Origin of the sequence: Stenotrophomonas nitritireducens (assembly GCF_001431425.1) — a bacterium.
Classification (GTDB): Bacteria; Pseudomonadota; Gammaproteobacteria; order Xanthomonadales; family Xanthomonadaceae; genus Stenotrophomonas; species Stenotrophomonas nitritireducens.
Genome location: NZ_LDJG01000011.1, coordinates 1 through 18,275, shown reverse-complemented (window position 1 = coordinate 18,275; position 18,275 = coordinate 1). Strand labels below are relative to the sequence as shown.

Below are 18,275 nucleotides of genomic sequence, written 5' to 3'. Positions count from 1 at the left end.
GCCGGAAAGCCGTAGAGGAACGGGCCCGCCCTATGGGGCAGCGCGCAGCGGCGACGGATACAGCCGGCCTGCGCGCAGCGGCCGGAAGTAGCCGGCCTGCGCATGGAAAGCGGCATCCTGCCGTGGGTGCCAGCCCGGTATGCCGGCCAGCGGCAGCGGCCTCAGCTCCAGTGGATCTTCGAGAATTCCTCCGTCCGCGATCGCTTCGGCGACGCGGGCCACGCAGGCCGCGTCGTCCCCGCCCTGCACCACCACGCACCGCCCAACCAGCAGGCGCCCGGGCACCAGCGCCTGTTCCATCAGCGCATGCCCCATCACCGCGGCAATGGCGATGCCGCCATCGTGCCAGCGCGCGGCCTGGGCGACGAACAGTTCATGCCAGCGATGGCCGTCCCACAGCGGCAGCAGCGCCGGATCGGCGACGCGCACGACCACCCCGCATTCGTCGAACTGGGTCAGCGCCTGCTGCGCTCGGTTGCGCCGCTGCGGCCCCATCGCGGCGATGTGCAGGCACTGGCGTGCGTTGAGCGCCGATTTGACCGCCGGATGACGCGCCCAGACCAGCGCATTGAACAGGTCGTGCCAGTTCTCCGTGCGGGTGGCGATGCGGCCATGCGTGGCGATGCGCGTCTCGTAGTGCAGGCCATCGCCGAGCAGCGCCGGGTCCTGCGCGGTGAAACACAGCCCGGGCAGCGGCAGCGCCGCGTTGAGCGCGTCGATGCCGGGCCACGCCGCAGCCGTCAGCAGCTCCCGATACTCGGCGTACCGCTCGAACAGGGGGTGACGGAAACACGCCGGATCGACCTGCCCGCGCGGCGGTGCGACGAAGCGGCGCCGATCGGCAGCGGCATCAGCGCCGGCATCGTCCAGCGCCGGCCTGCCGTCCATGCCATCCGGCTGGCCGGTCACAGCACCTTGAGGTCGAACGGCTGGGCGACCGGCTTGACCAGCGCGTCGCCGAACAGGTCGTGCTCATCGCTGTCGGTGATTTCCACATCGACGAAGTCGCCTACCCGCAGTCGAGCCTCATCGGCATTCTGGATATGCACCAGGCCGTCGATCTCGGGGGCGTCGGCCTTGGAACGCGCCACCGCGATGCCGTCCTCGAGGGCGTCCACCAGGCATTGCTGCACGCTGCCGATCTTCGCTTCGAGCTTGGCGGCGGAAATGGCGGCCTGCTTCTCCATGAAGCGCGCCAGGCGCTCCTGCTTCACCTCTTCCGGCACCGGATCGGGCAGGTCGTTGGCGGTGGCGCCCTGCACCGGCGAATAGGCGAACGCGCCCACGCGATCCAGCTGGGCGGCATCGAGGAAGTCGAGCAGCTGTTCGAACTCGGCCTCGGTCTCGCCCGGGAAACCGACGATGAAGGTCGAGCGCACGGTGATGTCCGGGCTGATGTCGCGCCAGCGCAGCACCCGCTCCAGGGTCTTGTCGACCGCGCCCGGGCGCTTCATCAGCTTGAGGATGCGCGGGCTGGCATGCTGGAACGGGATGTCCAGGTACGGCAGGATTTTCCCTTCGGCCATCAGCGGCACGACATCGTCCACATGCGGATACGGATAGACGTAATGCAGGCGCGTCCATGCATCCAGCTCGGACAGGCCCTCGCACAGCGCCTTCATGCGCGTGGCGTATTCCCTGCCGCGCCAGGTGCCTGGCGCATACCGGCGGTCCACGCCATAGGCCGAAGTGTCCTGCGAGACCACCAGCAGTTCGCGCACGCCGCCCTTCACCAGGCGCTCGGCCTCGCGCAGCACGTCCTCGACCGGGCGCGACACCAGGTCGCCGCGCATCGAGGGGATGATGCAGAAGCTGCAACGGTGGTTGCAGCCCTCGGAAATCTTCAGGTAGGCATAGTGGCGCGGCGTCAGCTTGATGCCGTAGTCCGGCACCAGGTCCACGAACGGGTCGTGCTTCGGCGGCAGCGCCGCGTGCACCGCATCCATCACGCTGGTGTAGTCCTGCGGCCCGGATACCGACAGCACGTCCGGGTACTGCTCGCGGATCATCTCCGACTTCTTGCCCAGGCAGCCGGTGACGATGACCTTGCCGTTCTCGTTCATCGCCTCGCCGATGGCGTCCAGCGATTCGGCCACCGCCGAGTCGATGAAGCCGCAGGTGTTGACCACCACCACGTCGGCCGAGTCGTAGGACGGCACGATGTCGTAGCCCTCCACCCGCAACTGGGTGAGGATGCGCTCGGAATCGACGAGGGCCTTCGGGCAGCCAAGGCTGACGAAGCCGACTTTGGGGTTCAGCTGGGACATGGGGTCTGCGGTTCTGGGGGCCGGGGATCGGAATGACCTGGGGCCGGAAGCGTGGCGATTATACCGGGCCGGCCATGAACTCCCTGCCCCGCCTCCACCCTCCCCCCGCAGGAGCTGTTTCAGTCGCGATGGAGCTTTCCCGAAGCGCCCCTCACGGGGATTGCCGCATCGCGACTCAAGCCCTTCCTGCGAAAGGCGCGCCAGTCCTGCCCGGCGCGATAATCCCGCCCCATGAACTCCCTGCCCCGCCATGTCCCAGTGGATAACTCTCGACACCGCCCACGGCCCGGTACGCGCCTGGCAGGCCCTGCCCGCGGGCCCCGCGCGCGCCGGCCTGGTGGTGATACAGGAAATCTTCGGCGCCAACGCCCATATCCGCCACGTCGCCGGACAGTACGCCGCCGACGGTTATGCCGTGCTTGCGCCCGCGTTCTTCGACCCGCTCGAACCGGGGCTGGAACTGGACTACGACACCGCCGGCACCGACCGCGGCAAAGCGCTGGTGGCCGAACTTGGCGTGGACCGCGCGGTAGACATCGTGGAGGCAGCCGCCCACGCCCTGGCCGGCCATGGCAAGGTCGGCACCGTGGGCTATTGCTGGGGCGGCACCATCGCCCTGCTCGCCGCGCAGCGGCTGGGCCTGCCCTCGGCCAGTTATTACGGGGCGCGCAACGTGCCGTTCCTGGATGCCCCGTTCAAGGCCCCGGCCATCTTCCATTTCGGCGCACAGGATCCCTCGATCCCATCGGCCGCCGTTGCAGCGCATCGTGAAAAGCAACCGTCGATGCAGGTATACGTGTATCCGGCCGGCCACGCCTTCAACCGCGAGGCCGGCATGCACTACCACGCTCCGAGCGCCGCGCTGGCGCGCGAACGCACCTTGGCCTTCTTCAGCGAGAACCTGCGATGACCGAAGTTGTGACGTCCGATTTCGAGCTTGACACCCGCCTTGCCGCCGACAGCGTCCTGATCGCTGACGGCCCGCTGTCCCAGATCCGCCTGATGAACGACGACCGCTTCCCCTGGGTCGTGCTGGTCCCGCGCGTGACCGGCGCCAGCGAATGGATCGACCTGGACGGCAACCAGCAGCGCCTGCTGCTGGCCGAGATCAACCAGATCTCCCGCCACCTGAAGCAGAAACCCAACGTCACCAAGCTCAACATCGGCGCGCTGGGCAACATCGTGCCGCAGCTGCACATCCACCTGATCGGCCGCCACGAAGGCGACGCCGCCTGGCCCGGACCGGTCTGGGGCAGCGGCCCGGCGCAGCGCTTCGACCCGGGCGTGCTGGCCGAGCGTGTCGAAATCTGGCGCCAGCGGCTACGATAGCCGCCACCTCAACCAAGGACCTGCAAGTCGATGCGCTCCAATCTGATCGCCGCCCTGATCCTGATCGTCGTCGGCCTGTTCTTCCTGGCCAAGAACCTGGGCTGGATCAACGGCAACATCGGCTCGATGCTGGCCACCTGGTGGCCGGCCATCCTGGTGGCCGTGGGCATCGGCATGCTGTTCGGGCGCGGCAAGTAAGCCTGGCCGCCGCTGGAAACGAAAAGGGCGCGGATTCCGCGCCCTTTTCATTGCTGCGACCGCAGCGGCGGCTCAGGTGCGCGGCAGGGTCACGCCGGTCTGGCCCTGGTACTTGCCGCCGCGGTCCCGGTACGAGGTCTCGCAGACATCGTCCTTGTCAGCCTGGAAGAACAGCATCTGCGCCACGCCCTCGTTGGCGTAGATGCGCGCCGGCAGCGGCGTGGTGTTGGAGAACTCCAGGGTCACGTGGCCTTCCCACTCCGGCTCCAGCGGCGTCACGTTGACGATGATGCCGCAGCGCGCATAGGTGCTCTTGCCCAGGCACACCACCAGCGTGTCGCGCGGGATGCGGAAGTACTCCACCGTGCGCGCCAGCGCGAAAGAATTCGGCGGGATGATGCACTCGCCGGCCTCGATGTCGACGAAGCTCTTCGGGTCGAAGTGCTTGGGATCGACGATGGTCGAGTTGATGTTGGTGAACACCTTGAACTCGCGCGAGCAACGCACGTCGTAGCCATAGCTGGACGTGCCGTAGCTGACGATGCGCTGGCCGTCGACCTGCTTGATTTGCCCGGCCTCGTACGGCTCGATCATGCCGTGCTGCTCGGCCATGCGGCGGATCCAGCGGTCGCTCTTGATGCTCATTCGGTGTCCTGGCGGATCGGGTGGAAAGCGTGATTCTAGCCGGTAGCGCCGGGCGCTGGCCGGTACGCGCCAGGGCTGCGCACTGTCGCCCCGCGGCCTGGACCGCAGACCGCGGGCTCCGACTCCTGCCAGCCACACCCCGCATCCTGGGCGCCCCCATGGCCAAGGGGATTCAACATGAGAGTGCCAGCCGCAGGCCGGCATCTGCGCCGATGCCCGGAATCCGGGGGGTCCAGCCAGCTGGCAGGCGCCAGCCGGCATATCAGACCAGCGAGGAAACGATGGGAATCCCCGCACGCGGGCGCTTGCCCAGCTCCTCGACCATGCGCTGCGCCGCGGCCACATAGGCCTTGGCCGCCGCCGACTCCGGCGCCGCGACCACGATCGGCGAGCCGGCGTCGCCCTGCTCGCGGATGCCGATCTCCAACGGCAGTGAACCCAGCAGCGGTACGCCGTACTGCGCGGCCATGCGCTGGCCGCCGCCCTCGCCGAACAGGTGCTCGACGTGGCCGCAGCTGGAGCAGGTATGCACCGCCATGTTCTCGATGATGCCCAGCACCGGCACCTCGACCTTCTCGAACATTTTCAGCGCCTTGCGCGCATCCAGCGTGGCGATGTCCTGCGGCGTGGTCACGATCACCGCCCCGGCCACCGGAATCTTCTGCGCCAGGGTCAGCTGGATGTCGCCGGTGCCCGGCGGCAGGTCGATCAGCAGATAGTCCAGATCGCCCCAGCGGGTGTCGTTGAACAGCTGGGTCAGCGCCGACGTCGCCATCGGCCCGCGCCAGATCATCGGCGAATCCTGCTCGACCAGGAACCCGATCGACATGGTCTCAACCCCGAACGCGCGCATCGGCTCGATCGACTTGTTGTCCGGACTCTCCGGGCGCCCGCTCAGCCCCAGCATCGCCGGCATGCTCGGCCCGTAGATGTCGGCATCCAGCACCCCCACCCGCGCGCCCAGCTGCTGCAGCGCCACGGCCAGGTTCACCGCCGTCGTGGACTTGCCCACCCCGCCCTTGCCGGAGCCCACAGCGATGACGTTGCGGATGCGGGGGTGGGGAGAAAGCCCCTTCTGGACGGCATGGGCGGCAACCCGTGACATTGGCTGGGACATGATCAAGGACCGTACTGGGGGGCTGGAAATGGTAGCAGCCATGCCCGTCGTGCCAGACGGAGTTGCCCGCGCACGCCGCCAATGCGCACCGCATCGGCGAAAAACCGCAACCTGATATGCCCAAAAATCATCACGCCGGTGCCGGAAGACCCTGTGGCAATGCCGGCACCTGTCATTACAGGCGCTTGAGCTCGACGCCAGAACAGAATTCGCCGCGCTTATACCTGTTCACATAAAAAAAATGTGCATAACTTGCCGCGACAACGTGCACATATCGTTAAAGTCATGTTACGTTCAACATACAGCCGGCTGCCGTTCAGCTATTCCCGTGATTCCGGAACGCTTCCGGCCCGGTGCTGTCATCCTAGCCAACTTCAGGGGATTCACTAAAGTGATTCGCAAAACCACATTCAAGCGTACCGTTCTGGCCAGCGCCCTGCTGGGCGTAATGAGCGCACCCGCCGCATTCGCGCAGGACGCAACCGCTCAGGCCGGCAAGGCTTCCGCCGAGCGCGCCACGAACCTCGACAAGGTCACGGTCACTGGCTCCCGCATCAAGCGTGCCGACGTCGAAGGCCCGACTCCTGTCGTGGTCCTGACGGCTGCGGACATCGAGAAGGAAGGCTTCAACACCGTCTATGAGGCGCTCACCACCCTGAGCCAGATCACCGGCGACGTGCAGAACGAGCTGACCCAGAGCGGCTTCACCCCGAACGCCCAGTTCCTGAACATGCGCGGCATGGGTCCGGGCTATACCCTGATCCTGATCAACGGCAAGCGCATGGCGGACTATCCGCAGCCTTACAACAGCCGTTCGAACGCGGTCAGCCTGAGCAGCATCCCGGGTGCGGCCGTCGAGCGCATCGAAGTGCTGACCGGCGGCGCCTCGGCCATCTACGGCTCCGACGCCGTGGCCGGCGTGGTGAACATCATCACCAAGAGCAACTACGACGGCAACGCGGTCAAGATCCGCGCCGGCACCTCCACCCGTGGCGGTGGCGACACCGGCCTGTTCCAGTTCACCGGCGGCAAGAGCGGCGACAACTGGAGCGTGACCTACGCGGCCGAGTACCTGAACCGTGAAGAGATCCAGGCGTCGCAGCGCGACTTCATGGATTCGTACTACGACAACCCGGATTTCAAGGGCCGCCCGGACTTCGCCACCGCCACCAGCGGCGTGTACCTGTACCGCAATACCGGCGCGCAGTACGTGTGGAAGGGCAGCGACGGCAGCATCAACAATTCGGTGAAGAACCTGCGCGAAGCCTGCGCGGCCACCTCGTCCGAATTCACCCCGTACAACAGCTCGGCCAGCGTCTCCAACAGCACCCCGAACCGCTGCGGTTACTTCGGCTACCCGGCGACCCAGTCGGTGCAGAACTCGTTCGACAAGCTCTCGGGCTACGTCGCCGGCACCTATGACTTCAGCAATGGCCTGCAGGCATACGCCCAGGCGCTGGTCACCGACAGCACCAACAAGGGCTACAGCTCCACGCAGTTCTGGCAGACCCCGGGTTACGTCTACGACCCGACCCTGGGATACGTCCAGGCCCAGCGCATCTTCACCCCGGAGGAAGTCGGCGGCCCGCAGGCCACCGTCTATGACGAAACCTCGATCAACGTGGTCGGCGGCGTGCGCGGCATCATCGCCGACCGTTTCGACTGGGATGCCAGCATCTCGCACTCCAGGTTCGACTACGACACCACCCGCCCGCGCTTCCTGACCAACAAGATCAGCGACTACTTCCTGGGCCCCAAGCTCGGCATGCAGGGCAGCTACCCGATCCACAAGATGAACGTGGATCGCCTGTTCAGCCCGCTGACCCCGGACGTCTACAACTCGCTGATCACCGACGTGCGCAACAGCGGTTCGTCGAAGAACACCACGGGTAGCTTCACCATCAGCGGCGACCTGTTCGACCTGCCGGCCGGCCCGCTGGGTGCGGCGCTGGTGGTGGAAGCCGCGACCCAGGAGTACACCCTGGATCCGGACATCCGCTCCACCGTCACTTACACCGGTGCCGACAAGATCTACAACCTGACCGCCACCGGCGGCGGCGGCGAGCGCGACCGTTACGCGATGGGCCTGGAACTCAGCATCCCGATCTTCGATTCGCTGAAGGCAAGCGTGGCCGGCCGCTTCGACAAGTACGACGACGTCACCAACGTCGACGGCGCTGGCACTTGGTCGGCCGGCCTGGAATGGCGTCCGTTCAACAGCCTGCTGCTGCGCGGCAACTACTCCACCAGCTTCCGAGCGCCGGACATGCACTACGTGTTCGCCGGTCCGTCGGGCTCGTATTCCTACATCGTCGACCAGCTGCGCTGCCGCCAGGCGAACCTGGACCCCAAGTCCACCGCCTGCACCGGCAACACCGACTACTACTACCAGGTGTTCAGCACCCGCCAGGGCAGCCGCGCGCTTGAGGAAGAGACCGGCAAGTCGTTCACCGTCGGCTTCGTGTGGGACATCATCGATGACCTGGCGATGACCGTCGACTACTACAACATCAAGCTGGAAGGCGCGGTTTCCGACATCGACTCCGATTACCTGTTCCGCAACGAAGCGGACTGCCTTCTGGGCAAGGACATCAACGGTAATCCGGTCGACGGCAACTCCCAGGCGTGCAAGTACTTCACCAATCTGATCACCCGCGACAACACCGACCTGGGCACCAACAAGGTGACCGAGAAGCTGTCGGTTCCGTTCAACCAGGCCATGATGCGCACCTCGGGCATCGACGCCTCGCTGGACTACAAGTTCGACACCGATCGTTGGGGCCGCTTCTCCTTCGGCATGAAGTACACCCATGTCCTGAAGCTGGAAGAGCGTGACCTGCCCGACAGCGAACTCCACAACGCCCGTGACGACCTGCAGTACTTCAACTACCGCAGCAAGGTCACCCTGAACAGCGCGTGGAGCAAGGACGACTGGAGCGCCTCGGTGTACGGCACCCGTGCCGGCTCGCTGCCGAACTGGGCCGAAACCGGCCGCGTTTCGCCGTACTTCACCTGGAACCTGACGGTGAACAAGAAGATCACCAACAAGGCTTCGGTGGGCATCCAGGTCGTCAACCTGTTCGACAAGGCCGGCGGCAACGACGACACCTTCAACTCGTACCCGTACTTCTGGCGCGCCTACTCGGCAGTGGGCCGCCAGATCTCGGCCGAGCTGAACTACAAGTTCTGATCGTACGAGAGTACCTGGCAACAAGGAGAAAGCCCGGCCCCCGCCGGGCTTTCTCTCATGCGCACGCGGGGGCTTCAGCAACGCCCGCATTGGCGGCACGCCGCGCCAGCCCCGCCTCTGTTTCGAGACAGAAGATTGCAAGGAGCACACATGAGAATTCGCAGCAAGGCACTGCTGTGCCTGGCGGCCTGCATCGCGCCGGCCCTGGCAACCGCCCAACAGCCGATCGCCGACTTCGTCGGCCGCCCCGCCTACGGAACCGCCAAGATCTCACCTGATGGCAAGTATCTGGCCATGACCGTGGACAAGGGCGAGCAGGACGTGCTGGTGGTACTCCGCACCGCCGACATGGGCCCCATCAAGATCAACCAGTTGCCCGACAAAAAGAGCATCGGCGACTTCCACTGGGTCAGCGGCGAGCGTTTGATGTTCACCGCCATCAAGAAGATGGGCGGCTATGCCCAGCCGTTCAGCACTGGCGAGTGGTTTGCGGTCAACGCCGATGGTAGCCAACCGCGGCCGCTGGTGTTCTATGGAACCCGCGACGCCACCCAGGCAAGCAAGGCCGTTGGCAACGAGCGCTATTCGTTGGTCGATACGCTCCGCAACGACGACCAGTACGTCATCATGGAGGCGACCAGCGCGCGCTCCAACGAAGGCGTCGGTACCGAACTAGTGAAGATGGACGTCCTCAACGGCCGCCGGACATCGCTGGGCCGGGCCCCCAAGGAAAACTGCAGCGTCACGCTGGATGCCACCAAGCAGCCGCGATTTGCCGTCTGTTCCTCGACACGCGACGAGTTCGGCGAGTACGAGGAACGAACCGAACTGTATCGCCGCGACGACCAGTCGTGGACACTGGTCAATGCTTCCAAGACCGCGGGCAAGCACCTCAGCGTCCTGCGCACCACCGAGAACGGAACGGTCTACGCGATGCAGAGCGACAACAAATCGCCTGCTTCGATCGGAACCCTGGATACCAGCAGCGGCGAGTACACGCAGCTGTTCAGCGACCCGGTAGCGGAGGTATCGCAACGGATCTGGTCCACCGACCAGACCACCCTGCTCGGCGTGGTGACCGAGGCCGGCGCCCCGAAGGTCACGCTGCTGGACGAGGAACACCCCGACGCCGCGTTGTACATGTCCCTGGCCTCGGCGTTCGAGGGACAGAAGGTGGATTTCGCCAGCTATACCAACGACGGCAGGAAAATCCTCGTTTCGGTGACCAGCGACCACAACCCCGGCCAGCTGTACCTGTTCGACCGCGACGCCGGCACGGCCCGTCCGCTGCTGGCACGCAGGCCGCAGATCGACCCGAAGAAGATGGCGCGCACCATGCCGTTCTCCTTCACCGCGCGCGATGGACGCCTGATCCATGCCTACCTGACCCTCCCGCAGGAATCGGAAGGCAAGCGCATGCCGCTGATCGTCAATCCGCACGGGGGCCCGATCGGCCCGCGCGACGACTGGTCGTTCAACCCCGAAGCCCAGCTGTTCGCCAGCCGCGGTTACGCCACGCTGCAGGTCAACTTCCGCGGCTCGAGCGGTTACGGCAAGGAGTTCCAGGACGCGGGCCATCGCCAGTGGGACGAAGGCATCCAGAACGACATCCTCGACGCCACCCATTGGGCCATCGATCGTGGCTACGTCGACAAGGAGCGGATCTGCATCTACGGTGGCAGTTTCGGCGGCTATTCCTCGCTGATGGCGCCGATCCGGGAGCCGGGATTGTTCAAGTGCGCTTTCGGCTACGTCGGTGTCTACGACGTGCCGATGCTGTTCACCAAGGGTGACATCCCCGCACGCGAGTCGGGCCTGCGCTACCTGCGCCGGACCCACGGCAGCGACAAGGCCGACTGGACCCGCGCCTCGCCGGCGCAGCGTGCCACCGAAGTCAAGATCCCGGTCTACTTGGCAGCCGGCGCCCGCGATGCGCGTGCGGTGCCGGAACAGACCGAGTTGATGGGCAAAGCCCTGGCCGCGGCCGGCAACCCGCCCGAAGGCATGATCATCCAGCCGGGCGAAATGCACGGGTTCTATGGCGACGAGGCACGCCTCAACCTCTATAGCGAGATGCTCGGCTTCTTCAACCGGCACATCGGCGGGAAGCGCTGAGGTCGCCGCACCTGCCATCGGCCCCAACTGATGGCAGGTGTCCTGCCCAGGGTGATCTGCAAACCTAGCAGGACTGCGACCACTCCCACGGCCGCCCACACAGGAACAAGTACACATGACAGTGAAGTCATCGCTGGCGGCGGCTCTCCTGCTGGCCTGTATCGCGGCCGCACCGACCGCCAGTGCCGCCCAACCAGGCAAAGCGCCGCCGGACCCTACCCGCGATCCGCTGATGACCACCGCGGGCTTTCTCTCCAGCCACCCTGACCTGCGCTACCGCTTGCTGGGCCTGGAGCGCATGCGCGACGGCAAGGCCAAGGAAGCCTTCGAGTTCTTCAAGCGCGCCGCCTACTATGCAGACAAGCCGGCGCAGGGCATGGTCGCGGAGATGCTGTGGAACGGTCAGGGAACCGAGGCCGATCCGGCCCTGGCCTATGCCTGGATGGACCTGGCCGCCGAGCGGGGCTACAAGGGATTCGCCGGGTTGCGCGAGCGGTACTGGTCCAAGCTAGACGAGCAGCAACGCGCGCGCGCCGTTGAAGAAGGGCGGACCGTCTACGCAACCTATGGCGACGAGGCCGCCAAGCCTCGCCTAGCCACCGTGCTGCGGCGCGAGCGTATGCGCATGACCGGCAGCCGGCTGGGTACCGTCGGTAACCTCAAGATCTATGTTCCCGGCCCAGACGGCGAAGGCATAGCGATCGATGGCTCCAAGTTCTACGACGAGCGCTACTGGAATCCGGACAAGTACCTGCAGTGGCATGACGACATCTGGATGGAACCGCGTATCGCCAAGGTCGACGTGGGCGAACTGACCCAGGTCGAGCAGCCCAAGCCGGAAAGCCGCATTCCCGAGGTTTCCCCGATCATCGATGCGGAGGAACCGAAAACAGAGGACGCGATGCCCCGGGTGGGCGACAAGCCCTGATCCCCCAACGGCCGCGTCAGCGGCCGTTGTCTTTCAGTATCTCCCGCGCAGCATTGTGCCCCGGTGCCCCGGTCACGCCCCCGCCGGGATGCGTGCCCGAACCGCACAGATACAGCCCGGGAAGCGCGCCGCGGTAGTCGGCCTGGCCCAGCATCGGGCGGGCGCTGAACAGCTGGTTGAGGCTCAGCGCACCGTGGAAGATGTCGCCGCCGACCAGGCCGAAAGTGCGCTCCAGATCCAGTGGACTGAGGATCTGCCGGCCCAGCACCGAGGCGGCGAAGCCGGGGGCGTGCTGCTCGACCGTGGCGATCATCAGGTCGGCCACTTCCTCGCGGTGGTCGTCCCAGCTGCGCCCGTCCGGCAACTGCGGGGCGACGTGCTGGCAGAACAGGCTGGCGACGTGCTGGCCGGGCGGCGCCAGCGAGTCGTCCAGCGTGCTGGGAATCAGCATCTCCACCACCGGTTCGCGCGACCAGCCATAACGGCGCGCATCGAGGTAAGCGCGATCCATGTAGTCCAGGCTGGGGGCGATGATGATGCCGGCGGTGAGATGGTCGCCCTGCCCCGGCAATACGCTGAAATCGGGCAGGCGCGACAGCGCCACGTTCATGCGGAAGGTGCCCGAGCCGCAGCGCCAGTTCGCCATACGTTCGCGGATCGCGGCAGGCACGTCCGCCGGATCCAGCAGCCGCTCGTACAGCAGCTTGGGGTTGACGTTCGCGACCACCGCCCGGGCGTGGATGACCTCCCCGGCATCGGTCACCACGCCGGTCGCCCGCCCGGCCTCCACCAGCACCCGCTCCACCCCGGTGCCGGTGCGGATCACCGCGCCGGCCTCGGTCGCCGATCGCGCCATCGCCTGGGTGATCGCGCCCATCCCGCCGATGGCGTGCCCCCAGGCGCCCTTGACGCCATTGCTCTGCCCGAACACATGGTGCAGCAGCACGTAAGCCGTGCCCGGCGCGTATGGGCTGGCGTAGTTGCCGACGATGCCGTCGAAGCCGAACAGTGCCTTGATCGGTCCGCTTTCGAACCAGCGATCCAGGTACTCGGCCGCCGAGATCGTGAACAGGTCCAGCAGTTCCTGCTTCAGGCCGGCGTCCAGCCCCTGCAGGCGCCGCCCCAGCTGGCCGGCCTTCCACAGTTCCGGCAACGCGCGCAGCCAGCCGCCTTGGCTCACGTTCGGCGGGGGCTGCAGCGCCACCGCGCGCAGTACGTCGGCGAATACCTCCAGGCGCTGTTCGTACGCGGGCAGGCGCGCGGCGTCACGGGCCGAAAACTTCGCCACCTCCTCGCCGGTGCGCCCTCCACCCGCCAGCAGGTAGCGGCCATCGGGCAGCGGCAGGAAGTTGTTGATCCGCCGCGGCACCACGCGCAGGCCATGGCGTTCGAGCTGAAGGTCCTCGATCACCCTGGGCTGCAGCAGGGACACCGTGTAGGACGCCACCGAATTGCGGAAACCGGGGTGGAATTCCTCGGTGACCGCGGCGCCGCCGACCACGTCGCGACGCTCCAGCACCAGCACCCGCTTGCCGGCCTTGGCCAGGTAGGCCGCGCAGACCAGCCCGTTGTGTCCGCCGCCGACCAGCACCGCATCCCACTGCCGCGAAGTGTTCTCTGCCATGGACCTTGTATAGCACTCGCCGGCCATCGCCGCCCCTGGCAGCCGGCATGACCTTCGACACCCTTTCCATGACGGTTACAGGCGTATCTTCTGCGCACGCCCCCGTGATCGGGGTCTCACCCCATGCACCGAATCCGGCCTGGAGGCCTCCCGTGATCGTTCGCAAACCCCAGATTCTCCTGCTGACCCTGGCCGTCTCGGCCGCGCTGGTCGGCTGCAAGAAAGAAGAAACCCCGGCAGCCGCTGCCACCGCGCCGGCTCCCGAGGCCGCCGCCGAACTGAAGCTGGACGAGTCCAAGCTGCCGGCCTACAACGCTTTCACCGCGGCCGACCTGGACCCGAGCAAGGACGTCTGCACCGACTTCGGCGGCTACGTCAACGACAAGTGGCTCAATGCCAACGAGATCCCCGGCGACCGCACCAGCTGGGGCGCCTTCACCATCCTGGACGAGCGCTCGGTCGCCGTGCAGCACCAGCTGGTCGAGCAGGTCGCGGCGATCAAGAACGCCACCGGCGTGGAGAAGATCGTCGGCGACTTCTGGGCTTCGGGCATGGACGAAGCCAAAATCAACGCGCTGGGCATCGCGCCGCTGAAGGCCGATCTCGAAGCCATCGACGCACTGGCCGACAAGGACGCCATCGCCAACTACCTGCGCACCAGCGCGGCCAAGGGCGAAAACGTGCTGTTCGGCTTCGGCCCGGAAGCGGACTTCAAGAATTCGTCGATGAACATGGCCTACGCCAGCCAGGGTGGCCTGGGCCTGCCGGACACCACCTACTACACCGACGCCAAGAAGGCCGACAAGCTCAAGGCCTACCAGGCGCACGTGGCCAAGGTGCTGGAACTGTCCGGCGTGGCCGCGGCCGACGCCACCAGGCAGGCCGAGGACGTGGTCAAGTTCGAGACCCGCCTGGCCAAGGCATCCAAGTCCAGCGTCGAGCTGTCGCGCGACGTCTCGCTGTACTACAACCCGGTCACCGTGGCCGACGCCGACAAGCTGACCCCGAACTTCAGCTGGAGCAGGTTCTTCGAGGCCCAGGGCATCGCCGCGCCGGAGAAGTTCTCGCTGGCGATCCCCGGCTTCCACCAGGAAGTGAGCAAGATGCTGGGCGACACCGACCCGGCCATGTGGCGCGCCTACCTGCGCTTCCACACCATCGACGGCGCCTCGCCGTACCTGAGCGATGCCTTCGTGCAGGAGAACTACGACTTCTACGGCAAGGCGCTCAACGGCCAGAAGGAGATCAAGACCCGCTGGAAGCGCGTGCTGGGCACCATCGAAGGCGAGGCCGGCGACGCGTTCGGCCAGCTGTACGTCAAGGTCGCCTTCTCGCCGGAAGCCAAGGCCAAGATGGAAGAGCTGGTGAAGAACCTGGCCGCCGCGCTGAAGGAGCGCATCCAGAACCTGAGCTGGATGAGCGATGAGACCAAGGCCAAGGCCATCGCCAAGTGGGAGACCTTCACCCCGAAGATCGGCTACCCGGACAAGTGGCGCGACTGGAGCGGCCTGCAGACCACGCATGACGACTACCTGGGCAACATCCGCGCCGCCACCGCGTTCAACTACAAGTGGGAACTGTCCAAGATCGGCCAGCCGGTGGACAAGACCGAGTGGGGCATGACCCCGCAGACGGTCAACGCCTACTACAACCCGATGCAGAACGAGATCGTGTTCCCGGCCGCCATCCTGCAGCCGCCGTTCTTCGACCCGAACGCCGACGACGCGCTGAACTACGGCGGCATCGGCGCGGTGATCGGCCATGAAATGACCCACGGCTACGACGACCAGGGCGCGCGCTTCGGGCCGACCGGCAACATGGAAGACTGGTGGACCCCGGCCGACGCCAAGGGCTTCGCCGGCCGCACCGGCAAGCTGATCAACCAGTTCAACGAGTACAAGGTGGGCGACCAGCATGTCGACGGCAAGCTGACCCTGGGCGAGAACATCGCCGACCTGGGCGGCCTGGCCACGGCCTACGACGCCCTGCAGAAGGCCAGCGCCGGCAAGGAAGACCCGAAGGTCGACGGCTTCACCCGCGACCAGCGCTTCTTCTTCAACTGGGCCACGGTGTGGCGCAGCAAGTACACCCCGGAGAACGCCAAGGTCCGCCTGGCCACCGACCCGCACGCTCCGGCCCAGTTCCGTGCCATGGGCGCGCCGTCGAACCTGCCGACCTTTGCCGCCGCGTTCCAGTGCAAGGCCGGCTCGCCGATGGTCCGCACCGGCGACAAGCAGGTGGTGATCTGGTAAGCCGCCGCTGAGGCTGCACGTTGTCGACGAAGGCCCGGGAAATCCCGGGCCTTCGTTTTCTGCGCGTCGCCGGAATGCCATGCGTGGGTGCCGGGATGCAGGGCTTGCCCTGCGCAGCAACAGCGGGAACATGCCGTGCCGTGCCAGTCACGTGCTGCATTGCCAGGCGCTGCGGAACGCTGCCCCCTGCGAAGCGGGTGGCGCCCCGCCGGGGTATTTCCCACCCGGCCAGCCATTCCCCCGCGCCGTGGTCTTCTCCCTGCATTCCCCGCTGGTAAACTCCGCCCACTTCCAGTCCTTGATGGATTCGCTGCACATGCCCAACGTTCGCCCGCTTCCCCTGGCACTGGCCTTCGGCCTTGCAGCCGTGCTGTCCGCGCCAGGCGCCGATGCCGCCCGCAAGAAGGCGGCTCCCGCGCCGGTGGTCAGTCCCGCCTGCACCGATTTCCATGACCAGGCCAACGCGGACTGGCTCAAGGCGAATCCGGTGCCGCAGGTCGGCGCGGTGACGGCGCTGGGACAGCTGGCCGACAACGCCCGCAACCAGCAGCGCCAACTGCTCGAGCGCGCGATGAGCGCACCGCAGGGCAATGTGCAGAAGCTGCTGGGCGACTTCTGGGCCAGCGGCCTGGACGAGGCGGCGGTGGAGGCGGACGGCTCCAGGCCGATCGCGCCGCTGCTGGGCCGCATCAACGCGATCAAGAAGGCCAAGGACATCCCCGCCTCGATCGCCGCGCTGCACCAGGTCGGCATCCCGGTGGCGTTCAATTTCGCCCCGGACGTGGACCTGAAGGCGCTGGACCGCCACATCGGCTACTTCATGCAGGGCGGCATGGGCCTGCCCGACCCCGCGTTCTATACCCGCACCGATGCCGACACGGTCGCGCTGATGGGTCGCTACCGCGCCTACGTCAAGCAGATCCTGGCGTTGACCGGCACCCCGGCCAACAAGCTCGACGCCGAATCGGCGCTGGTGATCCAGCTGGAAACCGAGCTGGCGCGCAACGCGCAGCCGCTGGCCGGCATCAACAACCCGTTCAACAACTACGCGCCGGTATCCACCAAGGACCTGACCGGCCGCTACAAGAACCTGCAGCTGGACGCCTTCCTCAAGGCGCAGGGCGTCAACGACGACCTGGTGTCGCTGTCCGATCCGGCGCTGTTCCAGCAGCTCAACGGCCTTATCACCCGCCTGCCGGCCGACCAGTGGAAGGCCTACCTGCGCTGGCGCGTGGGCGATGCGATGGCGCCCTACCTGTCCAAGGCCTACCGCGACGCCGAGTTCGAGTTCCGCGGCCGCGTACTGCGCGGCCAGACCATCGCGCCGACCCGCCCGGAGCAGGTGCTGGAGGCGATCAACGTCGCCGCCGGCCCGATGCTGGGCCACGAATACGCCGCCGCCTATGTCAGCCGCGATGCGCTGCGCCAGGCCGGCCTGATGGTCGACCAGATCCGCGAAGCGCAGATCGCCGCGGTCAAGCGCAGCACCTGGATGAGCGCCGAGGCCAAGAGTGAAGCCGAGGCCAAGCTGGCCGCGCTGAAGATCGAGATCGGCAAGCCGCTGCGCGACCTGGACTACACCGTGCAACCGATGGGCCGCGGCAGCTTCGGCGGCAACATGCTGATCGCCTCGACCTGGCGTCATGCCCAGGAGATGAAGCGCATCGGCAAGGGCAACGCCGACCGTCGCTGGGATGTGCTGCCGCAGCAGCCGGCGCTGTCCTACGACCTGGCGCAGAACCGCCTGATCGTCACCGCCGCCGCGTTGCAGGGCCCGATCTTCACCGATGCCGCCGGCGTGCCCGGCAAGTTCGGTGCCTATGGCGCGCTGGTCGCACACGAGATCAGCCGCGCCATCGACGCCAAGGGCGCGCTGGTCGACGCCAGAGGCGAGCTGCGCAGCTGGTGGACGCCGGCCGACAAGAGCGCCTGGACGCTGATCGGCAACCGCGTCGCCGCGCAGTACGGCGGCTATGCGTTCCCGGGCGTGAAGGATGCCAAGGTCAACGGCGAACTGACCCGCGACGAGAACATGGCCGACATCTCCGGCGTGGAAATCGCCTGGGACGCCTTCACCGCCGCGCAGCCCGACGCCAAGCCGGCCGACCGCCAGGCCTTCTTCCGCGCCTGGGCCTCGCTGTGGCCGCAGCAGCTCTCGCCCAACGAAGCGGTGCAGCGCCTGACCTCCGAGCCGCGCGCACCGGGCCGCTGGCGCACCAACGGCCCGCTGGCCAACCTGCCGGCCTTCGGCGCGGCATTCCAGTGCAAGCCGGGCCAGCCGATGCAGCGCACCGAAGCCGAGCAGATCAAGGTCTGGCGCTGATCCGCCAGCCCTTCTGAAAACGGAAAAGCCGCGGTTTCCCGCGGCTTTTCCGTCTCTTCGCGCCGTAAGGGAGCCCCCCCCCCCACGGGGCCAGGCAACGCCCCGTGGGGCATCACCGATAAAGCCCGCCGGGCGCTGCCCGGCGCTACAGAGCGCTGTACCTCGTAGAGCGGGCCAACGCCCCGCTGGGGCATCACCGATAAAGCCCGCCGGGCCCTACCCGGCGCTACGGGACGCGCTTTCTGTCGCCCGGGGCAAAGTGGTGGGCCCGCCACGCACGGCCCCCC

Annotated in this window: 13 protein-coding genes; 8 read left to right on the top strand and 5 right to left on the bottom strand. The window is 66.8% G+C overall.

What is annotated here, in order from left to right; genetic code table 11:
• Positions 1 to 30: 30 nt before the first annotated feature.
• Positions 31 to 888, bottom strand: coding sequence for a DUF3025 domain-containing protein (locus tag ABB22_RS08015; RefSeq protein ID WP_055765399.1), 858 nt, complete (start codon positions 886 to 888; stop codon positions 31 to 33).
• A gap of 17 nt (positions 889 to 905) precedes the next feature.
• Positions 906 to 2,267, bottom strand: coding sequence for a 30S ribosomal protein S12 methylthiotransferase RimO (gene rimO, locus ABB22_RS08010; protein WP_055764725.1), 1,362 nt, complete (start codon positions 2,265 to 2,267; stop codon positions 906 to 908).
• Positions 2,268 to 2,517: 250 nt separating this feature from the next.
• Here rimO and ABB22_RS08005 point away from each other — a divergent pair, with 250 nt between their 5' ends.
• The 3 genes from ABB22_RS08005 to ABB22_RS18540 are packed head-to-tail and all read left to right on the top strand — an operon-like array spanning position 2,518 to position 3,794.
• The gene (locus ABB22_RS08005) at positions 2,518 to 3,177 is read left to right on the top strand and encodes a dienelactone hydrolase family protein (protein WP_055764723.1); all 660 of its coding nucleotides are present in this window, start codon (positions 2,518 to 2,520) and stop codon (positions 3,175 to 3,177) included.
• The gene (locus tag ABB22_RS08000; RefSeq protein ID WP_055764720.1) at positions 3,174 to 3,596 is read left to right on the top strand and encodes an HIT domain-containing protein; all 423 of its coding nucleotides are present in this window, start codon (positions 3,174 to 3,176) and stop codon (positions 3,594 to 3,596) included. Before ABB22_RS08005 ends, ABB22_RS08000 begins: the two co-directional genes overlap by 4 nt.
• Positions 3,597 to 3,626: 30 nt before the next feature.
• Positions 3,627 to 3,794 (top strand): LiaI-LiaF-like domain-containing protein, encoded by a 168-nt coding sequence (locus tag ABB22_RS18540; protein ID WP_162838910.1) that lies wholly within the window; start codon positions 3,627 to 3,629, stop codon positions 3,792 to 3,794.
• Between the two features lie 72 nt (positions 3,795 to 3,866).
• Here the strand turns inward: ABB22_RS18540 and dcd are convergent, their stop codons facing one another.
• Together dcd and apbC are read right to left on the bottom strand one after the other, a co-directional pair.
• The gene (gene dcd, locus ABB22_RS07995; RefSeq protein ID WP_055764718.1) at positions 3,867 to 4,439 is read right to left on the bottom strand and encodes a dCTP deaminase; all 573 of its coding nucleotides are present in this window, start codon (positions 4,437 to 4,439) and stop codon (positions 3,867 to 3,869) included.
• Positions 4,440 to 4,701: 262 nt separating this feature from the next.
• Positions 4,702 to 5,556 carry an iron-sulfur cluster carrier protein ApbC gene (apbC, locus tag ABB22_RS07990; protein ID WP_425477795.1) on the bottom strand — a complete coding sequence of 285 codons (855 nt, stop codon included), beginning with the start codon at positions 5,554 to 5,556 and terminating at the stop codon, positions 4,702 to 4,704.
• A gap of 391 nt (positions 5,557 to 5,947) precedes the next feature.
• Here apbC and ABB22_RS07985 point away from each other — a divergent pair, with 391 nt between their 5' ends.
• From ABB22_RS07985 to ABB22_RS07975, 3 genes are all read left to right on the top strand, one after another.
• The gene (locus ABB22_RS07985) at positions 5,948 to 8,746 is read left to right on the top strand and encodes a TonB-dependent receptor plug domain-containing protein (RefSeq protein ID WP_055764715.1); all 2,799 of its coding nucleotides are present in this window, start codon (positions 5,948 to 5,950) and stop codon (positions 8,744 to 8,746) included.
• 150 nt (positions 8,747 to 8,896) lie between these two features.
• Positions 8,897 to 10,861, top strand: a complete 1,965-nt coding sequence (locus ABB22_RS07980) for an alpha/beta hydrolase family protein (RefSeq protein WP_055764713.1) — start codon at positions 8,897 to 8,899, stop codon at positions 10,859 to 10,861.
• Positions 10,862 to 10,982: 121 nt separating this feature from the next.
• Positions 10,983 to 11,789 (top strand): SEL1-like repeat protein, encoded by an 807-nt coding sequence (locus tag ABB22_RS07975; RefSeq protein WP_152984085.1) that lies wholly within the window; start codon positions 10,983 to 10,985, stop codon positions 11,787 to 11,789.
• A 16-nt stretch (positions 11,790 to 11,805) separates the two neighbouring features.
• Here the strand turns inward: ABB22_RS07975 and ABB22_RS07970 are convergent, their stop codons facing one another.
• Positions 11,806 to 13,413, bottom strand: coding sequence for a phytoene desaturase family protein (locus ABB22_RS07970; RefSeq protein ID WP_055764708.1), 1,608 nt, complete (start codon positions 13,411 to 13,413; stop codon positions 11,806 to 11,808).
• A gap of 155 nt (positions 13,414 to 13,568) precedes the next feature.
• Between ABB22_RS07970 and ABB22_RS07965 the strand changes: the two genes are divergently transcribed.
• The gene (locus ABB22_RS07965; RefSeq protein WP_235504231.1) at positions 13,569 to 15,665 is read left to right on the top strand and encodes a M13 family metallopeptidase; all 2,097 of its coding nucleotides are present in this window, start codon (positions 13,569 to 13,571) and stop codon (positions 15,663 to 15,665) included.
• A 316-nt stretch (positions 15,666 to 15,981) separates the two neighbouring features.
• Positions 15,982 to 17,988: a M13 family metallopeptidase gene (locus ABB22_RS07960; protein WP_055765396.1), complete on the top strand. Its 2,007-nt coding sequence runs from the start codon at positions 15,982 to 15,984 to the stop codon at positions 17,986 to 17,988.
• Positions 17,989 to 18,275 lie beyond the last annotated feature (287 nt).

Coding starts and splice junctions, on each gene's coding strand:
- ABB22_RS07980 (WP_055764713.1), top strand. CDS start 8,897: ATGAGAATTCGCAGCAAGGCACTGCTGTGCCTGGCGGCCTGCATCGCG.
- rimO (WP_055764725.1), bottom strand. CDS start 2,267: ATGTCCCAGCTGAACCCCAAAGTCGGCTTCGTCAGCCTTGGCTGCCCG.
- ABB22_RS08015 (WP_055765399.1), bottom strand. CDS start 888: ATGGACGGCAGGCCGGCGCTGGACGATGCCGGCGCTGATGCCGCTGCC.
- ABB22_RS07970 (WP_055764708.1), bottom strand. CDS start 13,413: ATGGCAGAGAACACTTCGCGGCAGTGGGATGCGGTGCTGGTCGGCGGC.
- ABB22_RS18540 (WP_162838910.1), top strand. CDS start 3,627: ATGCGCTCCAATCTGATCGCCGCCCTGATCCTGATCGTCGTCGGCCTG.
- ABB22_RS08000 (WP_055764720.1), top strand. CDS start 3,174: ATGACCGAAGTTGTGACGTCCGATTTCGAGCTTGACACCCGCCTTGCC.
- ABB22_RS08005 (WP_055764723.1), top strand. CDS start 2,518: ATGTCCCAGTGGATAACTCTCGACACCGCCCACGGCCCGGTACGCGCC.
- dcd (WP_055764718.1), bottom strand. CDS start 4,439: ATGAGCATCAAGAGCGACCGCTGGATCCGCCGCATGGCCGAGCAGCAC.
- apbC (WP_425477795.1), bottom strand. CDS start 5,556: ATGTCCCAGCCAATGTCACGGGTTGCCGCCCATGCCGTCCAGAAGGGG.
- ABB22_RS07960 (WP_055765396.1), top strand. CDS start 15,982: ATGCCCAACGTTCGCCCGCTTCCCCTGGCACTGGCCTTCGGCCTTGCA.